General features: G+C 73.1%; 21 protein-coding genes and 1 tRNA gene. 11 read left to right on the top strand and 11 right to left on the bottom strand.

Annotation, left to right across the window (positions count from 1 at the left end):
* Window positions 1-38: 38 nt before the first annotated feature.
* From ACIRSU_RS33665 to galU, 7 genes are all read right to left on the bottom strand, one after another.
* Window positions 39-112, bottom strand: a tRNA-Ala gene (locus ACIRSU_RS33665).
* A 97-nt stretch (window positions 113-209) separates the two neighbouring features.
* The gene (gene glpR, locus ACIRSU_RS33660) at window positions 210-1,352 is read right to left on the bottom strand and encodes a gephyrin-like molybdotransferase receptor GlpR (RefSeq protein WP_403800481.1); all 1,143 of its coding nucleotides are present in this window, start codon (window positions 1,350-1,352) and stop codon (window positions 210-212) included.
* Between the two features lie 156 nt (window positions 1,353-1,508).
* Window positions 1,509-2,138, bottom strand: a complete 630-nt coding sequence (locus ACIRSU_RS33655; RefSeq protein ID WP_403800479.1) for a GNAT family N-acetyltransferase — start codon at window positions 2,136-2,138, stop codon at window positions 1,509-1,511.
* Window positions 2,135-2,626, bottom strand: a complete 492-nt coding sequence (locus ACIRSU_RS33650; protein WP_403800607.1) for a molybdenum cofactor biosynthesis protein B — start codon at window positions 2,624-2,626, stop codon at window positions 2,135-2,137. Before ACIRSU_RS33650 ends, ACIRSU_RS33655 begins: the two co-directional genes overlap by 4 nt.
* A 113-nt stretch (window positions 2,627-2,739) precedes the next feature.
* Window positions 2,740-3,225, bottom strand: coding sequence for a cyclic pyranopterin monophosphate synthase MoaC (gene moaC, locus ACIRSU_RS33645; RefSeq protein ID WP_403800476.1), 486 nt, complete (start codon window positions 3,223-3,225; stop codon window positions 2,740-2,742).
* Between the two features lie 57 nt (window positions 3,226-3,282).
* Window positions 3,283-4,560: a gephyrin-like molybdotransferase Glp gene (glp, locus tag ACIRSU_RS33640; RefSeq protein ID WP_403800603.1), complete on the bottom strand. Its 1,278-nt coding sequence runs from the start codon at window positions 4,558-4,560 to the stop codon at window positions 3,283-3,285.
* An 88-nt stretch (window positions 4,561-4,648) separates the two neighbouring features.
* Entirely contained in the window at window positions 4,649-5,548 is a 900-nt protein-coding gene (galU, locus tag ACIRSU_RS33635; protein WP_403800473.1) for a UTP--glucose-1-phosphate uridylyltransferase GalU, read from the bottom strand.
* Window positions 5,549-5,592: 44 nt separating this feature from the next.
* Here galU and ACIRSU_RS33630 point away from each other — a divergent pair, with 44 nt between their 5' ends.
* On the top strand, window positions 5,593-6,201 hold the full coding sequence (locus ACIRSU_RS33630) for a 5-formyltetrahydrofolate cyclo-ligase (protein WP_403800471.1): 609 nt from the start codon (window positions 5,593-5,595) through the stop codon (window positions 6,199-6,201).
* A 50-nt stretch (window positions 6,202-6,251) separates the two neighbouring features.
* Here the strand turns inward: ACIRSU_RS33630 and ACIRSU_RS33625 are convergent, their stop codons facing one another.
* Entirely contained in the window at window positions 6,252-8,975 is a 2,724-nt protein-coding gene (locus ACIRSU_RS33625; RefSeq protein ID WP_403800468.1) for a penicillin acylase family protein, read from the bottom strand.
* A 245-nt stretch (window positions 8,976-9,220) separates the two neighbouring features.
* On the opposite strand from ACIRSU_RS33625, the gene ACIRSU_RS33620 reads away from it, so the two are divergent.
* The 5 genes from ACIRSU_RS33620 (at window position 9,221) to mscL (ending at window position 14,181) form a co-directional block, all read left to right on the top strand.
* Window positions 9,221-10,783, top strand: a complete 1,563-nt coding sequence (locus ACIRSU_RS33620) for a potassium/proton antiporter (protein WP_403800600.1) — start codon at window positions 9,221-9,223, stop codon at window positions 10,781-10,783.
* A 245-nt stretch (window positions 10,784-11,028) separates the two neighbouring features.
* Window positions 11,029-12,306: an MFS transporter gene (locus ACIRSU_RS33615; RefSeq protein WP_403800465.1), complete on the top strand. Its 1,278-nt coding sequence runs from the start codon at window positions 11,029-11,031 to the stop codon at window positions 12,304-12,306.
* Window positions 12,307-12,374: 68 nt separating this feature from the next.
* Window positions 12,375-12,689, top strand: coding sequence for an FmdB family zinc ribbon protein (locus ACIRSU_RS33610; RefSeq protein WP_403800463.1), 315 nt, complete (start codon window positions 12,375-12,377; stop codon window positions 12,687-12,689).
* A gap of 325 nt (window positions 12,690-13,014) precedes the next feature.
* A complete protein-coding gene (locus tag ACIRSU_RS33605; RefSeq protein ID WP_403800460.1) occupies window positions 13,015-13,551 on the top strand; it encodes a hypothetical protein in 537 nt (178 codons plus the stop codon).
* 114 nt (window positions 13,552-13,665) lie between these two features.
* On the top strand, window positions 13,666-14,181 hold the full coding sequence (gene mscL / locus ACIRSU_RS33600; RefSeq protein WP_403800457.1) for a large conductance mechanosensitive channel protein MscL: 516 nt from the start codon (window positions 13,666-13,668) through the stop codon (window positions 14,179-14,181).
* Window positions 14,182-14,200: 19 nt separating this feature from the next.
* Here mscL and ACIRSU_RS33595 read toward each other — a convergent pair whose 3' ends face one another.
* Window positions 14,201-14,416 carry a hypothetical protein gene (locus tag ACIRSU_RS33595; RefSeq protein WP_403800455.1) on the bottom strand — a complete coding sequence of 72 codons (216 nt, stop codon included), beginning with the start codon at window positions 14,414-14,416 and terminating at the stop codon, window positions 14,201-14,203.
* Window positions 14,417-14,799: 383 nt separating this feature from the next.
* Here ACIRSU_RS33595 and ACIRSU_RS33590 point away from each other — a divergent pair, with 383 nt between their 5' ends.
* The 5 genes from ACIRSU_RS33590 (at window position 14,800) to ACIRSU_RS33570 (ending at window position 22,133) form a co-directional block, all read left to right on the top strand.
* Complete coding sequence (locus ACIRSU_RS33590; RefSeq protein ID WP_403800453.1) at window positions 14,800-15,984, top strand: low temperature requirement protein A; 1,185 nt, start codon at window positions 14,800-14,802, stop codon at window positions 15,982-15,984.
* Window positions 15,985-16,211: 227 nt separating this feature from the next.
* Complete coding sequence (locus tag ACIRSU_RS33585) at window positions 16,212-19,022, top strand: BTAD domain-containing putative transcriptional regulator (protein ID WP_403800451.1); 2,811 nt, start codon at window positions 16,212-16,214, stop codon at window positions 19,020-19,022.
* A gap of 178 nt (window positions 19,023-19,200) precedes the next feature.
* Entirely contained in the window at window positions 19,201-20,001 is an 801-nt protein-coding gene (locus ACIRSU_RS33580; RefSeq protein ID WP_403800448.1) for an SDR family oxidoreductase, read from the top strand.
* Between the two features lie 21 nt (window positions 20,002-20,022).
* A complete protein-coding gene (locus ACIRSU_RS33575) occupies window positions 20,023-21,183 on the top strand; it encodes a P1 family peptidase (RefSeq protein ID WP_403800445.1) in 1,161 nt (386 codons plus the stop codon).
* A 170-nt stretch (window positions 21,184-21,353) separates the two neighbouring features.
* Window positions 21,354-22,133, top strand: coding sequence for a DUF6227 family protein (locus ACIRSU_RS33570; RefSeq protein ID WP_403800442.1), 780 nt, complete (start codon window positions 21,354-21,356; stop codon window positions 22,131-22,133).
* Between the two features lie 12 nt (window positions 22,134-22,145).
* Here the strand turns inward: ACIRSU_RS33570 and ACIRSU_RS33565 are convergent, their stop codons facing one another.
* Together ACIRSU_RS33565 and ACIRSU_RS33560 are read right to left on the bottom strand one after the other, a co-directional pair.
* Window positions 22,146-23,750, bottom strand: coding sequence for a glycosyltransferase family 39 protein (locus ACIRSU_RS33565; RefSeq protein WP_403800439.1), 1,605 nt, complete (start codon window positions 23,748-23,750; stop codon window positions 22,146-22,148).
* Between the two features lie 10 nt (window positions 23,751-23,760).
* Complete coding sequence (locus ACIRSU_RS33560; protein WP_403800437.1) at window positions 23,761-24,933, bottom strand: glycosyltransferase; 1,173 nt, start codon at window positions 24,931-24,933, stop codon at window positions 23,761-23,763.
* Window positions 24,934-25,176 lie beyond the last annotated feature (243 nt).

The raw sequence follows: 25,176 nt of genomic DNA, 5'->3' as shown, positions 1-25,176 counted from the left end.
TCCGATCTTGCGATCGGACGGGACCTTCGTCGTTGTTGTGGACCTGAGGGGATTCGAACCCCTGACCCCCTCGATGCGAACGAGGTGCGCTACCGGACTGCGCCACAGGCCCTTGCAACGGGTGAAACATTAGCATCCCGAGTGGCCGAGTCGGAAATCCGCTCCCGCCCTGGTCAGCCGGGGGCTGTCACGGGCCCCCGGCCGGCCGGTCATTCGTTGGCCGCGCGGGGGCGGTCGTCGTCCGCGTACTGGTCGAAGAGCGGGGTGCGGCCGTGGTCGCGGCGCGGGCGCTGCGGGGTGGTGCGCTGGCGCGGAGCCGGGGGCGGGGTCGGGTCGGCGGCCGTGGAGGAGCGGGCCGCGCTCCAGGTCTCCGGGTCCGTGATGTCGACGCCGCCCGAGGCGCGCGGGGCGACCGGCGCCGTGACATACGTCGGCAGCGGGACCGGGACCGGGTCCCAGCTGTCGCCGCGGGCCGGGCCGCGATCGCGCTGCTGGTCCACCCACTCCGCGTGGTCCGTCTGCTCGACCAGCGCGCGGCGGTCCGCCTCCTGCGGGGAGACGGTCTGCTCGGGCGCGGGCGCGGCGGCCGGGGCGGGCGCCGGTTCGGGCGTCGGGGCGGGGCGGCGGCTCTCGCGCAGCCGGGCCGCGGCGGCCTCGGCGCTGCGGCGGTCCATCACGTAGACGAAGCGCCGCCGCTCCTGGGCGCGCAGGTAGACGATGTACGCGCTCAGGAGCAGGGCCGGGATCGCCGGCGCCCAGAGGAAGGCGAGGCCGCCGACGGCCGCGACGACCGCACCGAGGGTGAAGGCGAGGAAGAGCATCACCGTGGTGCGCCGGCGCCGGGCGAGGACCTTGCTTCTTCGGGCGCGCTCGGCCGAGGCGTTCGGCTTGGCGCGCCGGACGGGCTTGGGGCCCTGGGCCGGGGCCGCCTGGGCCTGGGCCTGGACCTGGACCTGCGCCGAAGGGGCCTGGGACGGGGCCTGGGACTTGCCCGGGACGGGGGCCGGGGCCTTGCCCCGGTCCGAGGGGCTCGCGTCGGGGAACTCCAGGCGGGCTTCCGTCCTGGCCGCGGGCGCGCAGAAGCCCCGGACGTCGACCGAGCTCAGATGCTCTGTCTCCGCGTCCGGGTCCACGTCGGGCACCACGCCGTCCGCCGCCCGCTCCCGGTCCCTCAGCTCCTTGGCGTAACGGCGCTCCATGCCCGCCCGTCCGGACAGCAGCCGGATGGCGGTGCTGAAGCGTTCCGTCGGACGGGCCTCGTTCAGCTCGTCCTGCCTGCGGAGCCACATCGGCACCAAGTAGGCGGCCCAGGCCCCGACGATGACTGCGTAGATGAGGCCGCTGCTGCTCACGTCTCACACGGTAGAGGGGTTCGGGTGAGGGCATCGGCCAATTGGCCCGGTGTGTCGCACGATCTGGCTGATATCACTGAAATTTTTTGTGATTCTTCAGATCGATTGATGCCGTTCGGCGGTCAACTGCCGATTGAATTCGAACACTTATTGGATTCAATGGTGCTGCTGCCGACGGGTCGCCTGCGTCGTGTGCCAGCGGCGCAGCAGCCCCTCCGGCACCTCCTCCGCCGTCAGCGCGAACACCAGATGGTCCCGCCACGCGCCGTCGATGTGCAGATAACGGGGCCTCAGCCCCTCCTCCCGGAATCCCAATTTCTCCACGACCCGCCGCGAGGGGCCGTTCTCCGGGCGAATGCAGACCTCCATCCGGTGCAGCCCCACCGTGCGGAAGCAGTGGTCGACGGCGAGCGCGACCGCCGTCGGCATGACGCCGCGCCCGGCCACCGCGCTGTCCACCCAATAGCCCACATGTCCCGAGCACATGGAGCCCCAGGTGATCCCGGCGACCGTCAACTGCCCGACCAGCTGCCCCTGGTACTCGATGACGAACGGCATCATCCGGCCCGCGTTCGCCTCCGCCCGCAGATGGCGCACCATCTGACGGTACGTCGGGCGCTGCGCCACCGGTCCGCCCGGACCGGCCGGCGGGACCGTCGCCTCCCAGGGGCGCAGCCAGTCGCGGTTGCGCCGGTTCACCTCGCGCCAGGCCCGCTGGTCGCGCATCTTTATCGGGCGGAGCAGCACATCGCCGTCCACCAGGACCACGGGCCAGGACGGGATCATGACTCCGGGCCCGTTTCCGCCGCCGGTCTCGGGTGGTCGCCGCCGCGGATCTGGTCCACCGCGTGGACGAGCAGCGGCTCCAGGACGGCGAGCCCGTCCCGTACGCCACCGGTCGAACCGGGCAGGTTCACGATCAGCGTGGTGCCCGCGACCCCGGCCAGGCCGCGGGAGAGCGCCGCCGTGGGCACCTTCTGCCGGCCGTACGCGCGGATCGCCTCCGGGATGCCCGGGATCTCGCGGTCGAGGACGCGCCGGGTGACCTCGGGGGTCTCGTCGGTGGGCGAGATGCCCGTACCGCCGGTCGTGACGATCGCGTCGTAGCCGGCCGCGACGCCGGCGCGCAGGGCCGCCTCGACGGGCGCGCCGTCGGGCACGACCTGGGGGCCCTCCACGGCGAAGCCCATCCGGCGCAGTCCGTCGGCGATCAACGGACCGCCCTTGTCCTCGTAGACACCGGCGGCGGCGCGGTTGGAGGCGGTGACGACCAGGGCGGTGTACGAGCCCTTCGCCGCCTGGCGCGCGGACGCCTCGGCAGGTGCCTCGTGGGCCTCATGAGCCTCGTGCTCGTGCTCGTGGACCCCGGTCACCCGGCCCGCCCGGGTCACGACTCGCCCCTGGTCCAGTGGCCGGACTTGCCGCCGGTCTTCTCCTCCACCCGCACGTCGGAGATGACCGCGCCCTTGTCGACCGCCTTCACCATGTCGACGACGGTCAGGGCCGCCACCGACACCGCGGTCAGGGCCTCCATCTCCACGCCCGTGCGGTCCGTGGTCTTCACGGTGGCGAGGATCTCCACGGCGTCGTCCGCGACGGTCAGGTCCAGCTTCACGCCCGAGACGGCCAGCGGGTGGCAGAGCGGGATCAGGTCTGGGGTCCTCTTCGCGCCCATGATCCCGGCGATCCGGGCGGTGGCGAGCGCGTCACCCTTCGGGACGCCCTCGCCGCGCAGCAGCTCGATCACGCGCGGCGACACCAGGACACGCCCGCTGGCGCGCGCGGTGCGCGCCGTGACGTCCTTGGCGGAGACGTCGACCATGCGGGCCGCCCCCGCCTCGTCGATGTGGGTGAGTCCTTGCTGCGTGCTCATGGCGGTGACACTCCCGGTCGCTCTGTGGGACGACACCGTACCCCCACCATGCGCCCCTCAGCCGAGGAGGACCACTTCCAGCTCCGTGCCGGGCGCCACCTCGGTCACCTCCTCCGGTACGACGAGCAGCGCGTCCGCGTGCGCGAGCGCCGCGATCAGATGGGAACCGGCCCCGCCCACGGGGGTGACGCTGCCGGACGCGGCGTCGTACGTCCCGCGCAGGAACTGGCGCCGCCCGGCCGGCGAGGTCAGCACCCGGTCCGCCTTGACGGCCGCGCGCACCCGGGGCCGCTGGGTGTCCGGCCGGTCGGCGAGGCCCATCAGGGCGCGGATCGCGGGCCGCACGAACAGCTCGAAGGACACGTACGAGGAGACCGGGTTGCCCGGCAGGGCGAGCAGCGGGGTGTGCTCCGGGCCGATCATGCCGAAGCCCTGCGGCTTGCCCGGCTGCATGGCCAGCTTGCGGAAGTCGACCTCGCCGTCCGCCGTCAGCGCCTCCTTCACCACGTCGTACGCCCCCACGCTGACCCCGCCGGTGGTGACGACGAGGTCCGCGCGGATCAGCTGGTCCTCGATGGCGGCGCGCAGCGACTCGGCGTCGTCGGCGACCGCGCCGACCCGGTAGGCGATGGCTCCGGCATCGCGCGCGGCGGCGGCGAGCGCGAAGCTGTTGGAGTCGTAGATCTGCCCCTCGGCCAACGGCTCGCCGGGCTGGGTCAGTTCGCTTCCGGTGGAGATCACGACCACGCGCGGGCGGGGACGCACCCGCACCGAGCCGCGGCCGATCGCCGCGAGCAGGCCGAGCTGCGGCGGCCCGAGGACCGTGCCCGCCGCGAGCGCCAGCTCCCCGGCCCGCACGTCGCTGCCGCGGGCCCGGACATGGGCCCGGGCCTCGGCGGACCGGTACACCCGGACCTCGCCCTCGGCGCCCTCGGGGGCGGCGCTCGCCGGGCGCATGGTGCCGGCCGCGCCCCCGCCCGTACCGCCGTCGGTCCACTCGACGGGGACGACGGCCTCGGCGCCGGGCGGCAGCGGGGCGCCGGTCATGATCCGGGCGGCCTGGCCGGGCCCGACCTCGGGCAGCCCGCCGGCACCCGCGGCGACGTCGCCGATCACGGTGAGGACGGCGGGGAACTCCTCACTCGCCCCCGCCACGTCGGCGACCCGCACCGCGTACCCGTCCATGGAGCTGTTGTCGAAGGGCGGCAGCGCGACCGGCACCGTGACGTCCTCGACGAGGACGCAGCCCTGGGCGTCGGGCAGCTGCAGCTCGATGGGTTCGAGCGGGGAGACCGCCGCCAGGATGTCGTCGAGATGCTCGTCGACCGACCACAGGCCCCGGGCCGGGCCGGCGCAGGGGTCGGCGGGCCCCTCGCCGGAGTGGCCGTGGGTCGACGGTGCCGTTCCGCTGCTGCTCAAGGTCCTACATCTCCTCGCTGACGTAACTGCGGAGCCAGGTCCGGAAATCCGGCCCCAGGTCTTCACGTTCGCACGCCAGTCTGACAATGGCACGCAGATAGTCCCCGCGGTCGCCGGTGTCGTAGCGACGGCCCTTGAAGACGACGCCGTGCACCGGGCCGCCGACCTCCGCGTCGACCGCCATCTTCTGCAGCGCGTCGGTCAGCTGGATCTCGCCTCCGCGGCCCGGCTCGGTCTCCCGCAGTATCGCGAACACGGCCGGGTCCAGGACGTAACGGCCGATGACGGCCAGACTGCTGGGCGCCTCGGCCGGCTCCGGCTTCTCCACCAGGCCCGTCACCTTCACCACGTCCGCCTCGCCGGTGGCGGCGACCGCCGCACAGCCGTAGAGGTGGATCTGCGTCGGCTCGACCTCCATGAGGGCGATGACGCTGCCGCCGAACCGCTCGCGCACCTCGACCATGCGCGCGAGGAGCGGGTCGCGCGGGTCGATCAGGTCGTCGCCGAGCAGGACCGCGAAGGGCTCGTCGCCGACGTGCGGGGCGGCGCACAGCACGGCGTGGCCGAGGCCGCGCGGGTCGCCCTGGCGCACGTAGTGCATGGTGGCCAGGTCGCTGGACTCCCGGACCCGGGCGAGGCGTTCGTCGTCGCCCTTGCGGAGCAGCGCCTCCTCCAGCTCGTAGTTGCGGTCGAAGTGGTCCTCGAGCGGACGCTTGTTACGGCCGGTGACCATCAGGACGTCGGAAAGCCCTGCCGAGACCGCCTCCTCCACGACGTACTGGATGGCCGGCTTGTCGACGACCGGCAGCATCTCCTTCGGCGTCGCCTTGGTGGCCGGCAGGAACCGGGTGCCGAGGCCCGCTGCCGGGATGACAGCCTTGGTGAGGGGCGGCGTCTGCGTCATGGCGAGCACCCTAGCCGTTCGGTATGAGAGGAATGTTGGGAGTCGTGGGAGTGGACCCGATCCAGGCGGAACCGACCGAGAAGGCGCTCTTGCGCCGCGCCCTGCTCACCGCCCGCGCCGCGCTGGGCCCCGAGGATGTCGCGGCCGCCGCCGAGGCGCTGGCCTCTCACGCCCTCGAACTGCCCGAGCTGGCCGACGCCGGCACGGTCGCCGCGTACGTCTCCGTGGGGCGCGAGCCCGGCACGCGCGCGCTGCTCGACGCGCTGCGCGCGCGGGGCGTACGGGTGCTGCTGCCCGTGCTGCTGCCCGACAACGACCTCGACTGGGCCGTCTACGAGGGGGCCGAGCGTCTCGCGAAGGCGGGCCGCGGGCTGCTCGAACCGGTCGGCGAGCGACTCGGGCCGGACGCCGTCCGCGACGCGGACGCGGTGCTGCTGCCGGGCCTCGCCGTCGACGCGCGCGGCATGCGGCTCGGCCGGGGCGGCGGCTCGTACGACCGGGTTCTCGCCCGGCTCGTACGGGCGGCGGCGGATCCGGCGCTCGTCGTGCTCCTGTACGCGAACGAGGTGGTCGCGCGGGTCCCGGAGGAACCGCACGACCACCCCGTGCACGCGGTGGTGACCCCGGAGGAGGTCCGGCGCTTCGCGTCGTAGCTCCTCCGGTTCGCCGGCTGGTGTCGCCCTGCTGGTGTCGCCCTGGTGCCTTACGGCTCCAGCTTGAGGGTGTCCTTGGTGGCGGCCTCGACCGCCGCCTGCCCGTACACCCAGTCGAGCAGCTCGCCCTTCACCCACTTGTCCGTCTGGTCGGTGTAGTGGCTGTTGAAGGCGTGGCCGGAGGCGCCGCTGAGGTTGATCCAGCGGGACTTGTCCCAGTCGCCGACGTTGACGACCATCCGCATCGACGGCACCCAGGTGACCTCGTAGCCGCCGGCCGCGTTCCAGCCGGTCGCGTTGACCGCGGCCTCGCCGCCGCCGACGTTCCAGGGGCCGCGGTTGAGCAGCGACCGGACGACGTCGGGGCCGGCGGTGCCGAGGGTCTGGTTGTTGAGGTTCAGCTGGTGCAGACGGCCCCAGCTCCAGGTGGAGATGTCCTTGCCGAGCTTGGCGGTCAGCTCCCAGCGGGCGTCCTTCATGGCCTGCGCGAGCAGCTGGTCACGGGTCTCGGTGGGGGCGTTGAGCCGGTCGCCCGGCGTCTTCCACCAGTGGCTCTTCTCCTGCTTCAGCAGCGGGCGGACCACCTCGTACCAGCGGTCGCCGCCGTCCGGCTGCGCGCTGTCGGGGTCGCGCTGGCCGCACTCGGTGACCAGCTTGTTCTGCTCGTCGACCGGGCCGGTGGTGTCGGAGACGCGCACGTTGATGCACTCGCCCTTGACGCGCAGCTCCTTGGGCAGCTTGTTGCCGAAGGCGAGCTTGAGGACGTTGCGCCAGACCGCGTTGAAGTACGCGGCCGCCGCCGAGTCCGGCTCCTGCTTGTAGTCCCAGCCCTCGAGGAGCTTCTGGGCCTCGCGGACCTGCGGGTCGGCGATGTCGACCTTCAGCAGCAGCGGGTTGAGCAGGGTCGCGATCTCGCTGCGGTTGTCCATCTGCAGGGTCTGCATGTCGTCCGGCGAGATCTTGCCGCCGTCCTTGGTCTTCGACTCGATGAGGTCGTTGATCCGCTGGCTGCGCGAGCCGTAGCCCCAGTCCCGGGTGAGCAGGTGGGGGTACTTCTTCTCGTCGATCACGGCCTGGTTGGCGGTGACGATGTAGCCGCGCTTGGGGTTGTACTCGTAGGGCAGCTCGGCGAAGGGGATGTAGCCCTTCCAGTCGTACTTGGAGTCCCAGCCGGGCGCGGGCATGGTGCCGTCGTAGCCCTTGGCGTCGGAGCGGACCGGGATCTTGCCGGGGGCCTGGTAGCCGATGTTGCCCTCGGTGTCGGCGTAGATCAGGTTCTGCGAGGGAACCTCGAAGTCCTTGGCGGCGGCCCGGAAGCTCTTGAAGTCCTTGGCGCGGTTGAGCTCGAAGACGGCGTCCATCGACTTGCCGGGCTGGAGCGCGGTCCAGCGCAGCGAGACGCCGTAGCCGGTGCCGCGGTCGGGGGCGGCGTTGCCGACGGGGGCGGAGCGGCCGACCTTCTCCAGCTCGGTGGAGCGGTCGGAGACCAGCGGGCCGTGCTCGGTGGAGCGGATGGTGATGGTGCGGCTGCCGCCGCCGGCGACCTTGATGACCTCGTCGCGGGTCGTGAACGGCTTGGTCTTGCCGTCCACGACGTAGCCGTCGGTGCCGACCTTCTCCAGGTAGAGGTCGGTGACGTCGGCGCCGAGGTTGGTGAAGCCCCAGGCGATGTCGTTGTTGTGGCCGATGACCACGCCGGGCATGCCGGAGAAGGTGTAGCCGGCGACGTCGTAGCCGCAGGTGGCCGAGACGGTGCGGCAGTGCAGGCCCATCTGGTACCAGAGGGACGGCAGCATCGGCGCGAGGTGCGGGTCGTTCGCGAGCAGCGGCTTGCCGGAGGTCGTGTAGTCGCCGGAGACGACCCAGGAGTTCGAGCCGATGCCGCTGCCGCTGGGGCCGAGCAGCGCCGGGATCTCGTCGAGACTGTCGGAGAGCGCCGAGAGCTGGGACTGGATGCCCTGCGTCGCGGTGCCGTCGCCGGTGCCGGTGGTGTCCCGAGGCTCGGCCTTGGGGTCGAACTTCCCGGTGATCTTGTCGACGGCGCCCTTGCCGACAATCGGCTGGTGCAGCGCGTACGGGTAGTCCGGGTAGAGCTCCGCGATCTCGCTCGGCTTCAGCCGGCTGGCCATCAGGGAGCGGTCGATCTCCTCCTGCATGTTGCCGCGCAGGTCCCAGGCCATGGCCTTGAGCCAGGCGACCGAGTCGACGGGCGTCCACGGCTCGATCGAGTAGTCGTTGGCGAGGGTGAGGGCCGCGTACTCGACGGAGATGTCGGACGGGTCCCGGTCCTTGAGATAGGCGTTGACGCCCTCGGCATACGCCTGGAGGTTCTTCTTGGTCTCCGGCGACAGGACCTTGTCGTACTCCTCCTGCGCGACCCGGCGCCAACCGAGGGTGCGCAGGAACGCGTCGGTGTCGACCTGGCTCTTGCCGAACATCTCGGAGAGACGGCCGGCCGTCAGGTGACGCCGGACGTCCATCTCGTAGAACCGGTCCTGCGCCTGGACGTAGCCCTGGGCGCGGAACAGGTCGGCCTCGTTGTCGGCGTAGATCTGCGGGACGCCGTACGCGTCGCGCTTGACCTCGACCGGGCCGGAGAGCTTGTCGAGCTTGAGCGTCCCCGTGGTCTGCGGGAACGAGCCCCGGACGGTGTCGACGCCCCAGTATCCGCCGTACCCGATGCCGCCGACCAGGGCGAGGACCAGGACGAGGACGATCAGGCGGGCGCGCCGCCCCTTCTTCTTGGTGGGGGGCGCGGTCGTGTTGGAGGGCATCGCTGTCCTTCGAGGGGCAGGGTGGTCCTGGAGTACGGGAGCAACCTTAGGCGCAGCGTCCGAACGGCCCGGACGCGGAGTCAGGAAGAAGACCGTACTTATCCGTACTGATGTACGTCCGACCATCAGGACGGCGTCAAGAAAGCGTTAAAGATTAGGTAAGGTAACGAAGTACCTGCACCGGAGGAACGATCCGGTGACGCGGTCCGGCTGCGCGTGCGGCGCGCGAGGGGAAGGAACGGCCACTGACTGTCCACCAGCTCAACGAACTCCTGCTCATCAGCTCGCTCGTGCTGCTCATCGCTGTCGCGGCGGTGCGTATCTCGTCCCGCAGCGGGCTTCCCAGCCTGCTGCTCTACCTCGGGATCGGGATCGCCATGGGGCAGGACGGCATCGGCAACGTCGCCTTCGACAACGCCGAACTGACCCAGGTGATCGGCTATGCCGCCCTGGTGGTGATCCTGGCCGAGGGTGGCCTGGGCACCAAGTGGAAGGAGATCAAACCCGCGCTGCCGTCAGCCGTCGTGCTGTCGACCGTCGGCGTCGCGGTGAGCGTGGGCATCACGGCCGCGGGCGCGCACTACCTCGTCGGCCTGGAGTGGCAGCAGGCCCTCATCATCGGCGCCGTCGTCTCCTCCACCGACGCCGCCGCCGTCTTCTCCGTACTGCGCAAGATCCCGCTGCCCTCCCGCGTGACCGGCGTCCTGGAAGCCGAGTCCGGCTTCAACGACGCCCCCGTCGTCATCCTCGTCGTCGCCTTCTCGACCGTCGGGGAGATCGACGCCGCCTGGTACGTCATCGTCGGTCAGATCGTCCTCGAACTCGCGATAGGCGCCGCCGTCGGCCTCGCCGTCGGCTTCCTCGGCGCCCTCGCACTGCGCCACATCGCCCTGCCGGCCTCCGGCCTCTACCCGATCGCCGTCATGGCCATCGCCGTCGTCGCCTACGCCTCCGGCGCCATCGGCCACGGCTCCGGCTTCCTCGCCGTCTACCTGGCCGCGATGGTGCTCGGCAACGCCAAGCTGCCGCACGCCCCCGCCAACCGGGGCTTCGCCGAGGGCCTCGGCTGGATCGCGCAGATCGGCATGTTCGTCCTGCTCGGCCTGCTCGTCACCCCCCACGAGCTCGTCCACGACTTCTGGCCGGCGATAGTCATCGGCCTCGTCCTCACCATGGTCGCGCGCCCCACCTCGGTCCTCGTCAGCCTCCTTCCCTTCCGCATCCCCTGGCAGGAGCAGGCCCTGATGTCCTGGGCCGGCCTGCGCGGCGCGGTGCCGATCATCCTCGCCACCATCCCGATGGTGTCCGGGATCGCCGGCAGCGAGCGGATCTTCAACATCGTCTTCGTGCTCGTCGTCGTCTACACCCTGGTCCAGGGCCCGACCCTGCCCTGGCTCGCCAAGGCCCTCCGCCTCGGCGACCGGGCCGAGGCCGCCGACCTGGGCGTCGAGTCCGCCCCGCTGGAGCGGCTGCGCGGCCACCTGCTCTCCGTGGCGATCCCGGACGACTCCAGGATGCACGGCGTCGAGGTCGCCGAGCTCCGGCTGCCCGCCGGCGCCGCCGTCACCCTGGTCGTCCGGGACGAGAAGAGCTTCGTCCCCGGCCCCGCCACCGTGCTGCGGCGCGGCGACGAGCTCCTCGTCGTCGCCACCGACCCGGTCCGCGACGCCGCCGAACGCCGGCTGCGGGCGGTCGACCAGGGCGGCAAGCTCGCCGGCTGGCTCGGCACCGGCGGCGCCACCGCCGTGGCCGCCCCGGAACACCGCCGTGGCCCCCATCGAGGCCCGTTCCGGCGAACATCCGGTTAATCCCAGGCATTAATTCGGGTCCCAGGGCGTTTTCCCAGGCGGGAAGACGCCCTTCCCTGTACCATGAAGGCACACCTGATCGAACCAACTCTGCCTGACGCAGAGCTGGCGCGACCGTATGGCGGCCGAGGCACCCCCCGCAGTGGGTCCCGGTATCTACCGCAGTTCCGCGCAAGAGGACAGCTCTCGGCGAGCCCGCACCACCGTGCCCGGGATCGCTACCAGGCGGCAGAAAGGCCAGGACCGTGGCGTCCACGGTCGTCACCGAGAAGCGTCCCGGCTACGGACAGCTCATGCGCACCCCCGGCGCTCTCTCCTTCCTGCTCCCGGGCTTCGCCGCCCGACAGCCGTTCGCGATGCTGACCATCGGCATCGTCCTGCTCGTGCAGCACACCTCCGGCTCCTACGGCACCGCCGGCGCCGTCGCCGCCGCGACCGGCGTCTCGATGGCGCTCTTCGCCCCGCAGAGCGGCAAGCTCGCCGACCGCTTCGGCCAGCGGGCCGTCCTCGTCCCCGGCGTGCTCGTGCACACCGTCTCCGTCTCCCTTCTGGTCGCGCTGGCCCTGGCCGGCGCCCCGCTGTGGGCCCTGTTCCTCGCGGCCATCCCCTCCGGCGCCTCCGTGCCGCAGGTCGGCCCGATGGTCCGCGCCCGGTGGGCGGCGAAGCTGGACGGCACGCCCCTGATGCCCACCGCCGCCGCCTTCGAGTCGGTGACGGACGAGTTCACCTTCGTCGTGGGCCCGGTCCTGGCCACCGCCCTGTGCACCGGCATCCACCCGGCCGCCGGTCTGATCGCCGAGGCCGCCCTCACCCTGGTCGGCGGCCTGTTCTTCGCCGCCCAGCGCCGCACCCAGCCCGCCCACGGCCTGACCGCCGCGGCCGGCCACTCCGACGAACCGCGCCGCTCGGCCCTGTCCGTGCCCGGCGTCCGCGTCCTCGTCATCGCCTTCCTCGGCATCGGCTCGGTCTTCGGCGGCATGCAGGTCTCCCTGACCGCCTTCTCCGAGGAGATCGGCAACCCGGGCGTCAACGGCCTGCTGTACGGCGTCTTCGCCGCCGGCAACATGCTCGCCGGCATCGCGATGGGCGCCATCGCCTGGAAGATCGGCCCGCGCCGCCGCCTGATCCTCGGCTACACCGGTCTCACCGTCGCAGCCTCCCTTCTCTGGTCCGCACACTCCGTCCTGCTGCTCGGCGCCCTCGGCCTGGTCGTGGGTCTGTGCATCGCCCCGGCCCTGATCACCGGCTACACCATCGTCGAGACCCTGGTCCCGGCCACCGCCCGCACCGAGGCGTTCACCTGGCTGACCGGCGCCGTGGCGCTGGGCCAGGCCGCCGCCGTCACGGTCGCCGGCCGGCTCGCCGACGCCCACGGGGCGAGCACCGGCTTCCTGGTGCCGCTGGCGGGCACGCTGCTCGCCCTCGTCACCCTGCTCGCGCTCCGCTCGCGCCTCCACCCCCGGGCGACGAGCCGGGTCGCCGCACGTGGTATCGGTCACCGAGTTCCGGTGTCGGTGGACTGAACCGACGGAATACGTCACTATGGATCGTCGTTAGCACTCGATGAGTGTGAGTGCCAGGAGGAAGACAAGTGCCGACCTACCAGTACCAGTGCACCGAGTGCGGCGAGGGCCTCGAGGCGGTGCAGAAGTTCACGGATGACGCCCTGACCGAGTGCCCGAACTGCAAGGGACGCCTGAAGAAGGTGTTCTCCGCGGTTGGCATCGTGTTCAAGGGTTCCGGCTTCTACCGGAACGACAGCCGCGGCTCGTCGTCCAGCAGCTCGCCCGCGTCGTCGAAGTCCTCCACGACCTCGTCGTCCACCTCCTCGTCGGCCACGTCGACGTCTTCGTCGTCCTCCTCGGACTCGAAGCCAGCGGCCTCGTCGAACACCCCGGCGGCCTGACCTCCTCTCCACAGGACCCGCAGGCCCGTAGATCCACCCGATGCCCTGCCGCCTCGCGCGGCGGGGCATTCGGCGTTTCGTACGCGGGACGCACCCGCTCGGACTGCCTGATCCCGCGGGCCGGGGGGTCGGCCGCCTGCGGGAACCGGACTGACTCCAGCGTCCCCGGCCCGCCCCGCCGCGGCAATCGCTCGACGGAGTGAGGAAGTTGTCCACAACTGCCCAGTTGTCCACAGGCCCGAGCACGATCGCCCCGGCTGCGGGACGGTGAGCGCGGTTCGCCGGACGGTCCGGCGAACCGCACGTCACGACAGGCGGTTGCGCGATGACCACAGACTCCTGCTTCCCCCACACCCGCACCTCGGTGCCCGCGCCGTGCGGGGTGCCGCAGTTCGACCCGCTGCGCGTGCGCGGCGCGCGGCTACGGCTGAGCCGGGCCTTGCGCCGCAAGCGGCGGGCGCCCGCCGCGGTCCTCGCGATGACGGCCGCCGCGCTCGCGGCGACCGGAGCGGCCGGCGCCGAGGACCTGACCCCGCAGCCCCCTCCGCCTCCCGCGCACGCGTCGCACCGGCCGGCCGGCGTGCCGCTGGTGTCCGCCCCGGTGCGGATCGCCGACGCGGCGACCGTCCGGCTGCTCAGGCCCGGCGACCGGGTGGACGTGATCGCCGCGCCCAACGCGCCGATGGGCGCCGGCGGCGAGGCCCGCGTGGTGGCCTCGGGCGCCCGAGTGGCCGAGGTGCCGCAGCCGGGTGAGCCCCGTGCGGACGGCGGGGCGTTGATCGTCCTGTCCGTGCCTCGACCGACGGCGACGGCGCTCGCCGGGGCGGGCATCACGTCCCAACTGGCGGTGACGCTGTGCTGATTCGCACTGACGGCCTGTCAAGTAACCGTCCCGTGTGTACGGATTGGACGCCTCTGCGCCGATCACGGCGTAATGGCTCCGCACACAGCAGCACACGCGACGAAAGGCACCCTCGTGGCCGAGAAGAAGGAAAGCTTGCTGGGAGGCTTCAAAGCCTTTCTGATGCGCGGCAACGTGATCGATCTGGCGGTGGCCGTCGTCATCGGTGCCGCGTTCACCAACATCGTGAACTCGGTGGTCAAGGGCATCATCAACCCGATCGTGGGTGCCTTCGGCACGAAGGACCTGGAGGGCTACGCGTCCTGCCTCAAGTCCCCGTGCAAGGTGGTCAACGGCGAGATGCAGGGCATCCAGATCCAGTGGGGTCTGGTCCTCAGCGCCGTTCTCAGCTTCCTGATCACGGCGGCGGTCGTCTACTTCCTGATGGTCCTGCCCATGGCGAAGATCCTCGCCAAGCGCGCCGCGCAGGAGAAGGCGAAGGAAGGCGTCCAGGAAACCCTGGAGGTCAGCGAGCTGGAGGTGCTCAAGGAGATCCGCGACCACCTGGTCGCCCAGCGCGGTCCGTCCCTGAACAACACGGGCGTGGGCTCCCAGGCCAGTGGCGGCGCCGGGGCGCACTCCACCTCCTGACCGACGGCTCGCGTCGGCGTCAGAGGTGGTGCGGCGGCTTCTCGTCGAGGAAGCGCGCGAGGTCGGCGGCGCTGTCGCCGCCGGCCGGAGGCCGCTCGCCCCACCCGCGGTCCGTGTCGTCCGCGGACTGCTGGTCCAGCGGATCGTCGAAGATCAGTGCCGGCCTGGGTTGCGATTCGGGTACGGAGCCGGTCCGCTTCGCTGTTCGCGGTCCGTGGGCGGGGGCGGTGCTCATGTACTCAGGGTACGCCGGGATCACTGCCCCGCACCCGGCTGATCTGCGGGATCGCGATCAACGGCCTGGCGGCGCCCCAGGAGCCTCCGGGGTCAGCGGCCGCTCCGCATCCCGGGACCCTTCGGTGGCCAGGAGGCCTCCGGTGGTCGAGAGGCCCGCCGATGGTCGGGAGGCCGCCGATGGTCAGCGGTCCTTCGGGCCGGGGGCTCGGCCGGTGTGGGCGGAGGCTCGGCGGGGGGCTGCTGTGGCTCGATCACGCGGTCGCCATAAGTTGATCTACGCCCTTACGCCCGTTTTGCCGCAGGGGCGAGTGAGTCTCCGCACGGAAGGCGGAGCGCCGTGGCCTCCCGCTCTGTCGCCCCCGCGTCTGCTGTTCTGGGGGCATGACGCAACCCTTTCTTCCCCTCACCGCCCGCGCACGCGACGAGGCGCACCGGGCCTCCACGCCGCTCGAGCTGTTCTTCGACCTCTGTTTCGTCGTGGCCGTCGCGCAGGCCGGGGCCGAGCTCGTGCATGCCGTCGCGGAGGGGCATGCCGGGTCCGGAATCCTGAACTACGCGATGGTGTTCTGGGCGATCTGGTGGGCCTGGATGAACTTCACCTGGTTCGCCTCGGCGTACGACAACGACGACGTGCTCTACCGCGTGGTCACGCTCGTCCAGATCGCGGGCGTGCTTGTCCTGGCCGCCGGGGTCTCGCGGGCGTTCGAGGACCACGACTTCCTGATCGTCTACATCGGCTACGTCGTCATGCGGCTCGCGCTCTCCTCGCAGTGGCTGCGTGCCGCGCACCACGCCACCGACGCCGCCGAGCGGGCGATGTGCCGCCGTTACGCCACCGGGGTCCTCGCCTGCCAGATCGGCTGGACGGCGCTCCTCCTCGCACCGGAGGACGCGCGGCCGTGGGTGTTCCTGGTGATGGCGATCGCGGAGATGGCCGTGCCGATGTACGCGGAGAAGGACGTGACCACCTCGTGGCACCCGCACCACATCGCCGAGCGGTACGGCCTGTTCACGATCATCGTGCTCGGCGAGACGATCGCGGCGGCGACCGTCGCCGTGAAGTCGGGCGTGACGGAGAACGACGCCCTGACCGAGGTACTGCCGATCGCCGCCGGCGGCCTGTTGATCGTCTTCGCCGCCTGGTGGATCTACTTCGTCGTGCCCGCCCACGACCGGCTCGCCTCGAACCGGGAGGGCTTCCTGTGGGGTTACGGCCACTACCTGATCTTCACCTCCGCCGCCGCGATCGGCGCCGGCATCGAGATCGCGGTCGAGCAGGCCGTAGGCAAGGCGCACATCTCCACCCTGGCCGCGTCCTCCGCCGTGACCATCCCGACGGCGGTCTTCCTGCTCTGCGTGTGGTTCCTGCACGCCCGCTACTTCAAGGTCGGCATCGCCCAGCAGCTCGTGCTTCCGGTCTCGTCCCTCGCCATTCTGATGTGCTCGTTCGCCGGGCACTGGGCGGTACTGGCCGCCGGTCTCGTCGCCGCCGCGACCGTGGCCGTCGGAGTGACCCTCACAGCCACCAACCCGGCCACCAACCCGGCCGCCCGCTCCACCTCCTGACCGTCGGGCCGACCGCCCCAGCCACGGTTGGACGTACCGCCGGACAGGCCGCCGGACCGACCCCCCGACCCACCCTTGGACGTACCGCCGGACCGGCCGTCCGACCGACCCCCGGACCGACCGACCGCCGGACCGGCTGTTCGACCGCCCCCCGGACCGGCCGTCCGACCGACCGCCGGACCGACCGTCCGACCCGACCGTCAGATCTCTGAGCCACAATGCGTCGCATGATCTTCCGGCTTCTCGGCCCGCTCACCGTGTCCGGAGTCCCCGCCGCCGGCGGCCCCCGCGCCCGGGCCCTGCTCGCACTGCTCCTGCTCGACGCGGGCCGGACGGTCACCGCCGAACGCCTCCTCGACGGGCTGTACGGCGACGAGCCCCCGGCCGGCGCCGCCAACGCCCTCCAGTCGCAGGTCTCGCGCCTGCGCCGGACGCTCCCGGACGGCGTCGGGGTGGAGCACTCCCCCGCCGGTTACCGCCTGACCGGGGCCGACGCCGACGACGTGGACGCCCTCCGGTTCGAGCGGCTGGCCCGGGAGGGCGCCCGGGCCGGCGCGGCCGGGGATCCCGTACGGGCGGAGGGGCTGCTGCGCGAGGCGCTCGCGCTGTGGCAGGGGGCCGCGCTCGCGGACGTACGGGAGGCTCCGTACGCCGAAGGGCAGGCGACCCGGCTCGACGCGCTGCGGCTCGACGCCCTGGAGGAGTGGGCCGCCGCGCTGCTCGCCGCGGGCGGAGACCCCGCCCCGCTCGTACGGGAGCTGGCGCAGGCCGTGGCGGCGCATCCGCTGCGCGAGCGGCTGCGCGCGCTGCAGATGCGGGCGCTCGCGAGCGCGGGACGGCAGGCGGAGGCGCTTGCCGTGTACGAGGAGGTGCGCGGGGCGCTCGCCGAGGAGCTGGGCGCGGATCCGGCGGAGGAGCTGACGGCGGCGCATCTGGCCGTGCTGCGGGGCGAGGGGTCAGGGGCGGGCCGTCCGGTACCAGCAGCCCTGCCGCCCTCCCGGCTGCCCGCCCCGCTCACCGACCTCGTCGGCCGGGAGCGCGAACGGGATCAGTTGCGCGCCCTCTTGAGCGCCGCGCGCCTGTCGACCGTGGTCGGCCCCGGCGGCGCCGGCAAGACCCGGCTCGCCCTCGAAGCCGTCAACGGCGACGGAAACGGAAACGTCCAAGGAGACGACGAGGCCGTGTTCGTGGATCTGGCGGCTGTCGGATCCGGCGAGGTGGTGGGGGCGTTCGCGCGCGCCGTTGGGGTACGGGACGCCAGCCCGCACGGGCTCGTGCGCGCGCTCGCGGACCGGTCGCCGCTGCTCGTCATCGACAACTGCGAGCACGTGGTGGTGGAGGCCGCCGGGCTGATACGGGAGTTGCTGGCCGGCTGCCCCGGACTGCGCGTCCTCGCCACCAGCCGGGAGGCGCTCGGCATCACGGGCGAGTCGCTGCTGCCGCTCGGCGCGCTCGCGCCGGACGCGGCGGAGGAGCTCTTCGTACGGCGCGGGGCGGCGGCCCGGCCCGGTTTCGCCGGGCACGCGCGGGTGCCGGAGATCTGCGCGGCCCTGGACGGCCTCCCGCTGGCCCTGGAGCTGGCAGCGGCCCGTCTGCGCAGCCTCACCGTCGACCAGATCGCCGACCGGCTCGGCGAACACCTCGGCCGGCATGCCGACGAAGGGCCCGGCGGGCGAATCGGCCGGCCCTCCGACGAGCAGCCCGCGCCCGATGGGCGAATCGGCCCGCACTCCGACGAACAGCCCGGCGGGCGAATCGGCCGGCATGTCGGCGAGCGGCCCGACAAGCGGATCGACGAAGGGCCCGGGGGTCGCTTCCGGTTGCTCTCGCGGGGTGACCGGACCGCGCCCGAGCGGCACCGGACGCTGGCCGCCGTCGTCGAGTGGAGCTGGGAGCTCCTGAACGCGGAGGAACGGGAACTGGCGGCGCGCTTCTCGGTGTTCCGGGGCGGCGCCACGGCCGAGGCCGTGGCCCGGGTGTGCGGGGTGGAGCAGGCGGACGCGGAGGACGTCCTGGCCTCGCTCGCCGAGAAGTCGCTGGTGGAGGCGGGCGACTTCGACACCGGCGCGGTCCGCTACCGGATGCTGGAGACCGTACGGGCCTACGCCGCAGGGCGGCTCCCCGCCGATGACCCCGCGCCCGCCGCTCACACCGCCCACTACCTGGCCCTCGCCCGCGCCGCCGACCCCCACCTGCGCGGCCCCGCCCAGCTCGACTGGCTCGCCCGCCTCGACGCCGAGGACCCCAACCTCCGTGTCGCGCTGCGCCGCGCGACGGCGCACGCCCCGGCGGACGCGCTCCGCCTGGTGGCCGCGCTCACCCCGTACTGGTGGCTGCGCGGCCTGCGCGGCCAGGTCGCGGGCCTCGCGGCGGAAATCCTCGACGCGGCCGAGCACGCCGGCCTCAACTCCGAGACGGCCGGGTACGACGAGGAGTACGTGCTGTGCGTCCTCGCGGCCGGTGCCGGAGCGGAGGGCCCCGACCCGGAGCGCCCCAAACCGAAGTGCCCCGACCCGGAGCGCCCCAAACCGAAGTGCCCCAACCCGGAGCGCCTCGCCCGTGCCCGCGCCCTGCTCACCTCCCGTACGGAACCCCTCCGTCAGCCCTTCACCGCCTTCCTCTGGGCCACGGCGGCCGGGCCGGAGAGCGGGGCCGAGGTCCGCCTTCCGCTGCCGGACGATGCCTGGACGCGGGCGCTCGGGTTCGCGGGCCAGGGGCATCTGGCGCTCGAACAGGGCGACCGGCAGGCGGCACGGGCCGCGCTGACCGAGGCCCTGGCGGGCTTCCGGGCTCTCGGCGAGCGCTGGGGCACGGCCACCGCGCTCGAAGGACTCGGCGCGCTGTCCCCGGACCCGCTGCCGCTGTTCGCCGAGGCCCTGGCGCTCTTCGAGTCGCTGGGGGTCGCCGAGGACATCGTGGACCTGCTGTGCCGGCGGGCCGCCGTCCACGAGGCGGCGGGCGAGGCCGGGGCGGCTGCGGCCGACCGGGCCCAGGCGGCGGAGGTGGCCCGGCGGGCGGGGCTGCCGGAGCTCCGCTGACGCCCGCCGCAGGCTCCTGTCAGCGGCCATCAGCGGCCGTAAGCGGGCGCCAGCCGGCCGTCAGCGGGCGTCAGCGTCCCGTGCGCGTCCCGTCAGCGGTCCCGGCGACTCTCTCCCTGTCGCGGCGAACGCCCGACACCACGCCCCTTCAAGGAACCCTCAAGGGAGAGCCGTCACCATGCAGAACGCCACCACCTCCCACACCCGCACCGCCCTCGTCACCGGCGCCTCCCGTGGCATCGGGCGGGCCATCGCCCTCCGCCTCGCGCAGGACGGGCTGCTCGTCGCCGTGCACTACGGGTCCGACGCGGCCGCCGCGCAGGAGACCGTGGACCTGATCGCCGCGAAGGGCGGCCGCGCGTTCTCGGTCGGGGCCGACCTCGGGTCGTACGAAGGGGTGCTCGCGCTCGTCGAGGGCGTGCGGGCCGGGCTCGACGCCCACACCCCGGACGCCGAGCGGGCCGGCCTCGACGTGCTCGTCAACAACGCGGCCGTCACCTCGTCCGGCGGGCGCCTGCAGGAGGAGACGGTCGACCGGTTCGACCGCCTGTTCGCGGTCAACGTCCGGGCCCCGTTCTTCCTGGTGCAGCAGTTGCTGCCGCTGCTGCGGGACGGCGGCAGCATCGTCAACATCGGTTCCGGTGTCACTCGGATCGCCCTCGCCGACGAGCTGGCCTACGCCATGTCGAAGGGCGCGATGGAGACCTTCACCCGCACCCTCGCGAACGTCGTCGGCGCCCGCCGGATCACCGTCAACACGGTCGCTCCGGGCCCGACGCAGACCGCCGCGCTCACGGCCGCGCTCGCCGCGATGCCGCAGCTGGAGGAGATGCTGATCGGCGGGCAGGCGCTGCCGTGGGTCGGGCAGCCGGAGGACATCGCGGACCCGGTGGCGTTCCTGGCCTCGTCGGAGGGCCGCTGGATCACCGGCACCGTGATCGACGCCTCGGGCGGCACGTACCTGGGTCCCAAGCGCTGACATCCGTGCTACGCAGGTGACATGACGGAGCTGAAAGCCTCTCTCGACGCACTGACGGACGTGGCCGGCCTGCGGGTCGGCCACGCGCGCGTACCGGGCGCCGGGGCGCTGTCCGGTACGACGGTGGTCCTCGCGCCTGAGGGCGGGATGACGGCCGCCGTGGACGTACGGGGCGGGGGACCCGGCACGCGGGAGACGGACGCGCTCGACCCGCGCAACCTGGTGGAGCGGATCGACGCCGTGGTCCTGACCGGCGGCAGCGCGTACGGGCTCGACGCGGCCGGCGGGGTGATGGCCTGGCTGGAGGAGCAGCGGCGCGGGGTGCGGGTCGGGCCGGATCCGGCGCACGTGGTGCCGGTCGTGCCGGCCGCCTGCGTCTTCGACCTGGGCCGGGGCGGTGACTTCGGTGCCAGGCCGGACGCCTCGACGGGCCGCGCCGCGGTGGAGGCGGCGGCCGCGACGGCGGCGCACGAGCCCGTGGTGACGGGCGCGGTGGGCGCGGGCACGGGGGCGGTGGTCGGCGGGCTCAAGGGCGGGGTGGGGACGGCGAGCACCGTCCTGGAGTCGGGGATCACGGTCGGCGCGCTGGTGGTCGTGAACGCGGTGGGCGCGGCGATCGATCCGGAGACGGGCGTTCCGTACGGTGCCTACTTCTCCTCCGGCACCCGTACGTCGGTGGGACGCCCCGCCCACCCCGATCCTGCCGTGCACGAGGCGGCGCGGCGCCGCCTCGCGGAGGCCCGGGCCAGGCTCGCGCCGCCGCCGATGAACACGACACTGGCGGTGGTGGCGACGGACGCGGCGCTGACCCGCGCGCAGGCGCAGAAGTTCGCGGGGACGGCGCACGACGGCATCGCGCGCGCCGTCCGTCCGGTGCATCTGCTCAACGACGGCGACACGGTGTTCGCCCTCGCGACGGGGGCGCGCGAACTGCCCTCCGCGCCGGGGCCGCTGGCGCTCAACGCGATCCTCGCGGCGGGCGCGGACGCCGTCACACGGGCCATCGTGCGGGCGGTGCTCACGCCGTCTGCCGGCATCTCGGGGCCGGGCGGGGACTTCCCGGCGTACCGGGAGCTCTACGGCGACGCGCAGGCGGACGCGTACGGCACGGACCGAGCCGGCACGGAGCAAGCCGGCACGGACCGAGCCGGCACGCGCGGCACCGGCCGCACGGGCGACTAGCCCGGCCCGCCGACTGCCGGTATACCAAGGGAAGTTGAAGAAAACGCGCGGGGGGCGCGGAAACTCATTGTGCGCCCCGTTCGTTTTCCCGAACGCCGGACACGATGTCAGACCCAGGGACTACGTTTAGCAAGCACCAAGTGACATGCGGCGACGGCCTGGAGACCCCCTTGAACGATCCGCAGGATCATTCTCACGATCCGTACGAGACGACCGAGACCCATCTTGAGCGACTCCTCGGCCGGGCGCTCAACTCCTTCGACCTGCCCGACTCCATGATCGAGCGTCTGGAGTCGGCCCTCGCCCACTCCAGCGCGCTGTACTCCTCGCACCACAGCGCGTCACTGCACCGCACCACGTACCGCCACACCTATCTGCTCCCCGACGGCACGGCGCTCAGCCTGTGGGAGCTGGTGCACAACTCCGGCCGGGACGGCACCGAGCAGCACGAGCTGTACGCGGCGGAGGCCGACGCCCGGCTCGCGGCGTCCCGGCTGCCGGCCGGGCCCTCGCTCGGCTGGAGCGTGGAGCGCGCCGACGGCGCGGTCACCGGCGAGGACGACGACCTGGAGCTGCTGAGCGCGCTCCTGGCCCACCCCATACCGGCCCAGCCCCGGATGTACGTGCCGGACAACTCGGCGGACCACGCCCGCCGGGTGCTGCGCCGCGCGGAGAACGCGGACCGGCCGGGCGAGGCGACCGCGCGCCGGCTGCGGCTGGCGTTCGCACACCACATCACGCAGGCTTTCGGGCGCCAGTGCCCCGTGGCGGGGGGCCGGGACGCCGGCTTCACCCTCTACGAGCACCAGTTCCTGCTGCTCGACGGCAGCGAGCTGAGCCTGTGGGAGGTCGAGCACACGGCGACGCCGGACGGCCGTCACATGTGCGAGGTGTACGAGGACGAGCGCGTCGCGCGCGAGGCGATGGAGTCCCGCTCGCGGGTCCGCTGACGCCGGCGCCCGTTACGAGGCGGCCCTGCGGACCAGCAGCGCGACCGTCACTCCCGTGAGGCGCTCGGTACCGGTCGCCCTGTAGCGGGCGCGCAGGGCGCGGGCCTGGGCGGCCGGGAGGGCGTCCAGCGGGTCCGCTTTGCCCGCCGGGACGACGAGCCAGATGCGCGGCTCGGCGCGCAGACAGCGCTCCGGGTCGGGGCACTCCGCGGGCCACAGGTCCGCCCGGTCGGCGGCCGAGCGGGCCAGGAAGACGTCCCGCGGGCGCAGTTCGCGGGGCAGGTAGTGACGCACGCCCGCGTCGAGCAGCCGCCAGGTGTCGTCGCCCCGGTCGTAGACGACCGCGTCCCCGGGGCGGTGGTACGTCGCGATGGTCGCGGCGGCGCCCTGGAAGTCGACGCCGTGCCAGAAGTGCGCGTACGGCTCGCGCAGCGCCCGCTGCTCGGGCAGCGTGAGCAGCGCGAGGACGGCGAGCAGCACCCCGACGACGGCCCGCGGCCGCACGTGCCGCAGCCCCGCACCCGCCAGGACCGCCCAGGCGGGCAGCGTGAACAGCAGATAGCGGAAGTGGAAGTACGACACCTCTCCGTGCGACACCGCCCACACGACCAGCGGCGGCGCGAGAGCGGACACCGCCACCGCGACCAACAGGCTCCGGCCGGAGGCGTCCGACCGGGCGGGGGCGTCCGGGTCCCTCTCCTCCTCCCGCTCCGGCCGGCGGCCCCACGCCGCCACGGCCAGGGCCATGAGGGCGCCTGCCACGAGGGCCGAGCCGAAGAGCTCGGGCCAGAAGGCGGTGAGGGACCAGAGGTCGGGGCGGGGGATCCAGGAGATCTGGCGGCCGGCCTGGGAGCGACCGAGGACCAGGAGCGGGGCGGTCGCCGTGCCGCCGGCGAGGACGGCGAGCCCGAAGCGTACGGCGACGGCGCGACCCCTGGGGCCTGCCCGCGTGGCGACCGCCACGGCGTGGCCGGCCAGGGCGGTCAGCGCCACCAGGTGCAGTAGCCCGACCGCCGTCACGGCCAGGGCGTACGCACCCCAGCGGCGTCGGCGGTCCGGCCGGTCCAGGGCACGCAGCAGGAGCAGCGTGGCGAGGGCGACCGCGAGGACGACGAGGGCGTACGGCCGGGCCTCCTGGGCGTAGCGGGAGACCACCGGGACGAGGGCGAACAGCAGGCCCGCGACCCGGCCGGCCCGCCGCCCGAAGAGCCGCTCCCCGGTCAGCGCCGTGCAGACCGCCGCCCCGGCGGCCGCGAGCACCGAGGGCATCCGCAGGGCGAGATCGGAGTCGCCGAAGAGGCCGGTCCAGCCGTGCAGGAGGAGGTAGTACGCGCCGAGGACGGCGTCGACGTGCCCGATCGTGTCGAGCAGCCGGCCCGTCGAGCGGGTCGCCATGTCCCAGCTGTTGAGCTCGTCCTCCCACAACTGCGGCGCCCCCGCCCCGTACAGCCCGAGGGCGAGTGCGAGGACGGCAGGCCACAGCCACACGCCGGTCAGCAGCCGGCGGAGGACTCCGGCGCCGGGACCCACGGTGGTGGGACCCGCGGTGTCGGAGCGGGACGTCGCGGGCCGGACCGGTTCGGCGGCGCGGTCGCTTACCGGGGCGGGGGTTCCCATGGACAGCTCCTCAGGCGCGGACGGAGACGGATCCGGCGGCAGCGGCGGCAGCGGCCGGGACGCCGGGAGAAGGCGCGCCGGGAGAAGGCGCGCCGGGAGAAGGCGCGCCGGGAGCCCGGGCGCCGGGAGCCGGGGGCGCGCCGAGCTTCGCCGCGGCGAACTCCCGGTTGGCCCGGGTCTGTTCGCGGTAGACCTCGGGCAGGTCCGGCATGGCGAGGAGCCGGTCGCAGGCGGCGAGCGAGGCCGCGTGGTCGCCGACCCAGTAGGCGGTGATCGAGTACTCGAAGAGCAGCCCCCACCGGTACACCCACGGCTGTAGGAACAGCACGTCGTCGGAGGGCTGCGGCCGGTCGAGGACAGCCGAGACGATCGCGTGGGCGGTGTGGTGACGGCTCGCCTTCCGCAGCCGTGAGGCCAGCTCGTAGCAGGCTTCGAGGCGCTGCGGGCGGGACTCCCAGGCCCGTACGAGGGTGTCCTGCGCGGTCGGCCAGTCGCCGGACTCGGCGGCGAGGATCCCCGCCTGGAGCAGGGCGTAGTAGACCTCCTCGCCCCAGCCGCCCATGGCCGCGCGCCGCTCGTAGAGGGCGGCCGCCTCCAGCCCGCGGCCGCCCATGTCGCGCAGGGTCTGGGCGAGGTAGAAGACCGTACGGGAGTTGTCCGGGTCGCGTGCGAGGTCGGCGCTCAGGAGCCGGGCGTCGCGCTCGAACTTGTCGTGGCGCGAGCCCCCGTCGGCGTGGTCCTCGATGACGAGGGCGTCGAGGTTCCGCTGGACGTGGTCGCGGTCCGCGGTCAGGTACTCGTGCGTGACGCCCTCGTACCGCCACGGCAGGTCGCCCCTGACCAGGCGTTTGATCCGGTACTCCAGCGCGCCCCGGTGTCGTAGCAGGTACGCGTCGGCGGTCAGCGCGGTCAGCGGGCCGTCCTGGCGCAGCACATGGTCGGCATCGAGCAGGAGCAGGTAGTCGGCCCGGCCGCGGGCCCGGGCGATGTTCCGGCTCCGGTTGTGGCCGAAGTCCACCCACGGCTCCTCGCGCAGCTCGCCCGGGATGCCGGCGAGGGCGGCGCGGACGAGGTCCTGGGTGCCGTCCGTGGACCCGGTGTCGGAGACGACCCAGGTGTCGACGAGGTGCCGGACGGAGGCGAGGCACCGCTCGATGACCGCGGCCTCGTTCTTGACGATCATGCACAAGCAGATGGACGGCCGCACGGCAACCCCACTTCCGGTGGATCGGTCGGGGGCCGAGGCTATGCACGGCCGTGCCGGGCACGGCGGCGGCACGCCGCCCGGGCGCGGCGAGTTCGCCGTCGCGTACGCATCCGTTCGGTTAGAGCCGATACGCCATGGCGCTGAGAGTGGAGCGGGGACCTTCAAGGCTTCACATCTGTTATCCGATGATCCGAAAGGAAGGTCATATCCACTTCCGGG

This window comes from Streptomyces sp. NPDC101160, from assembly GCF_044768205.1.
Taxonomy (GTDB): Bacteria; Actinomycetota; Actinomycetes; order Streptomycetales; family Streptomycetaceae; genus Streptomyces.
Note: the sequence above shows the minus strand (reverse complement) of the source record. Positions and strands in the feature narration are given on the sequence as shown.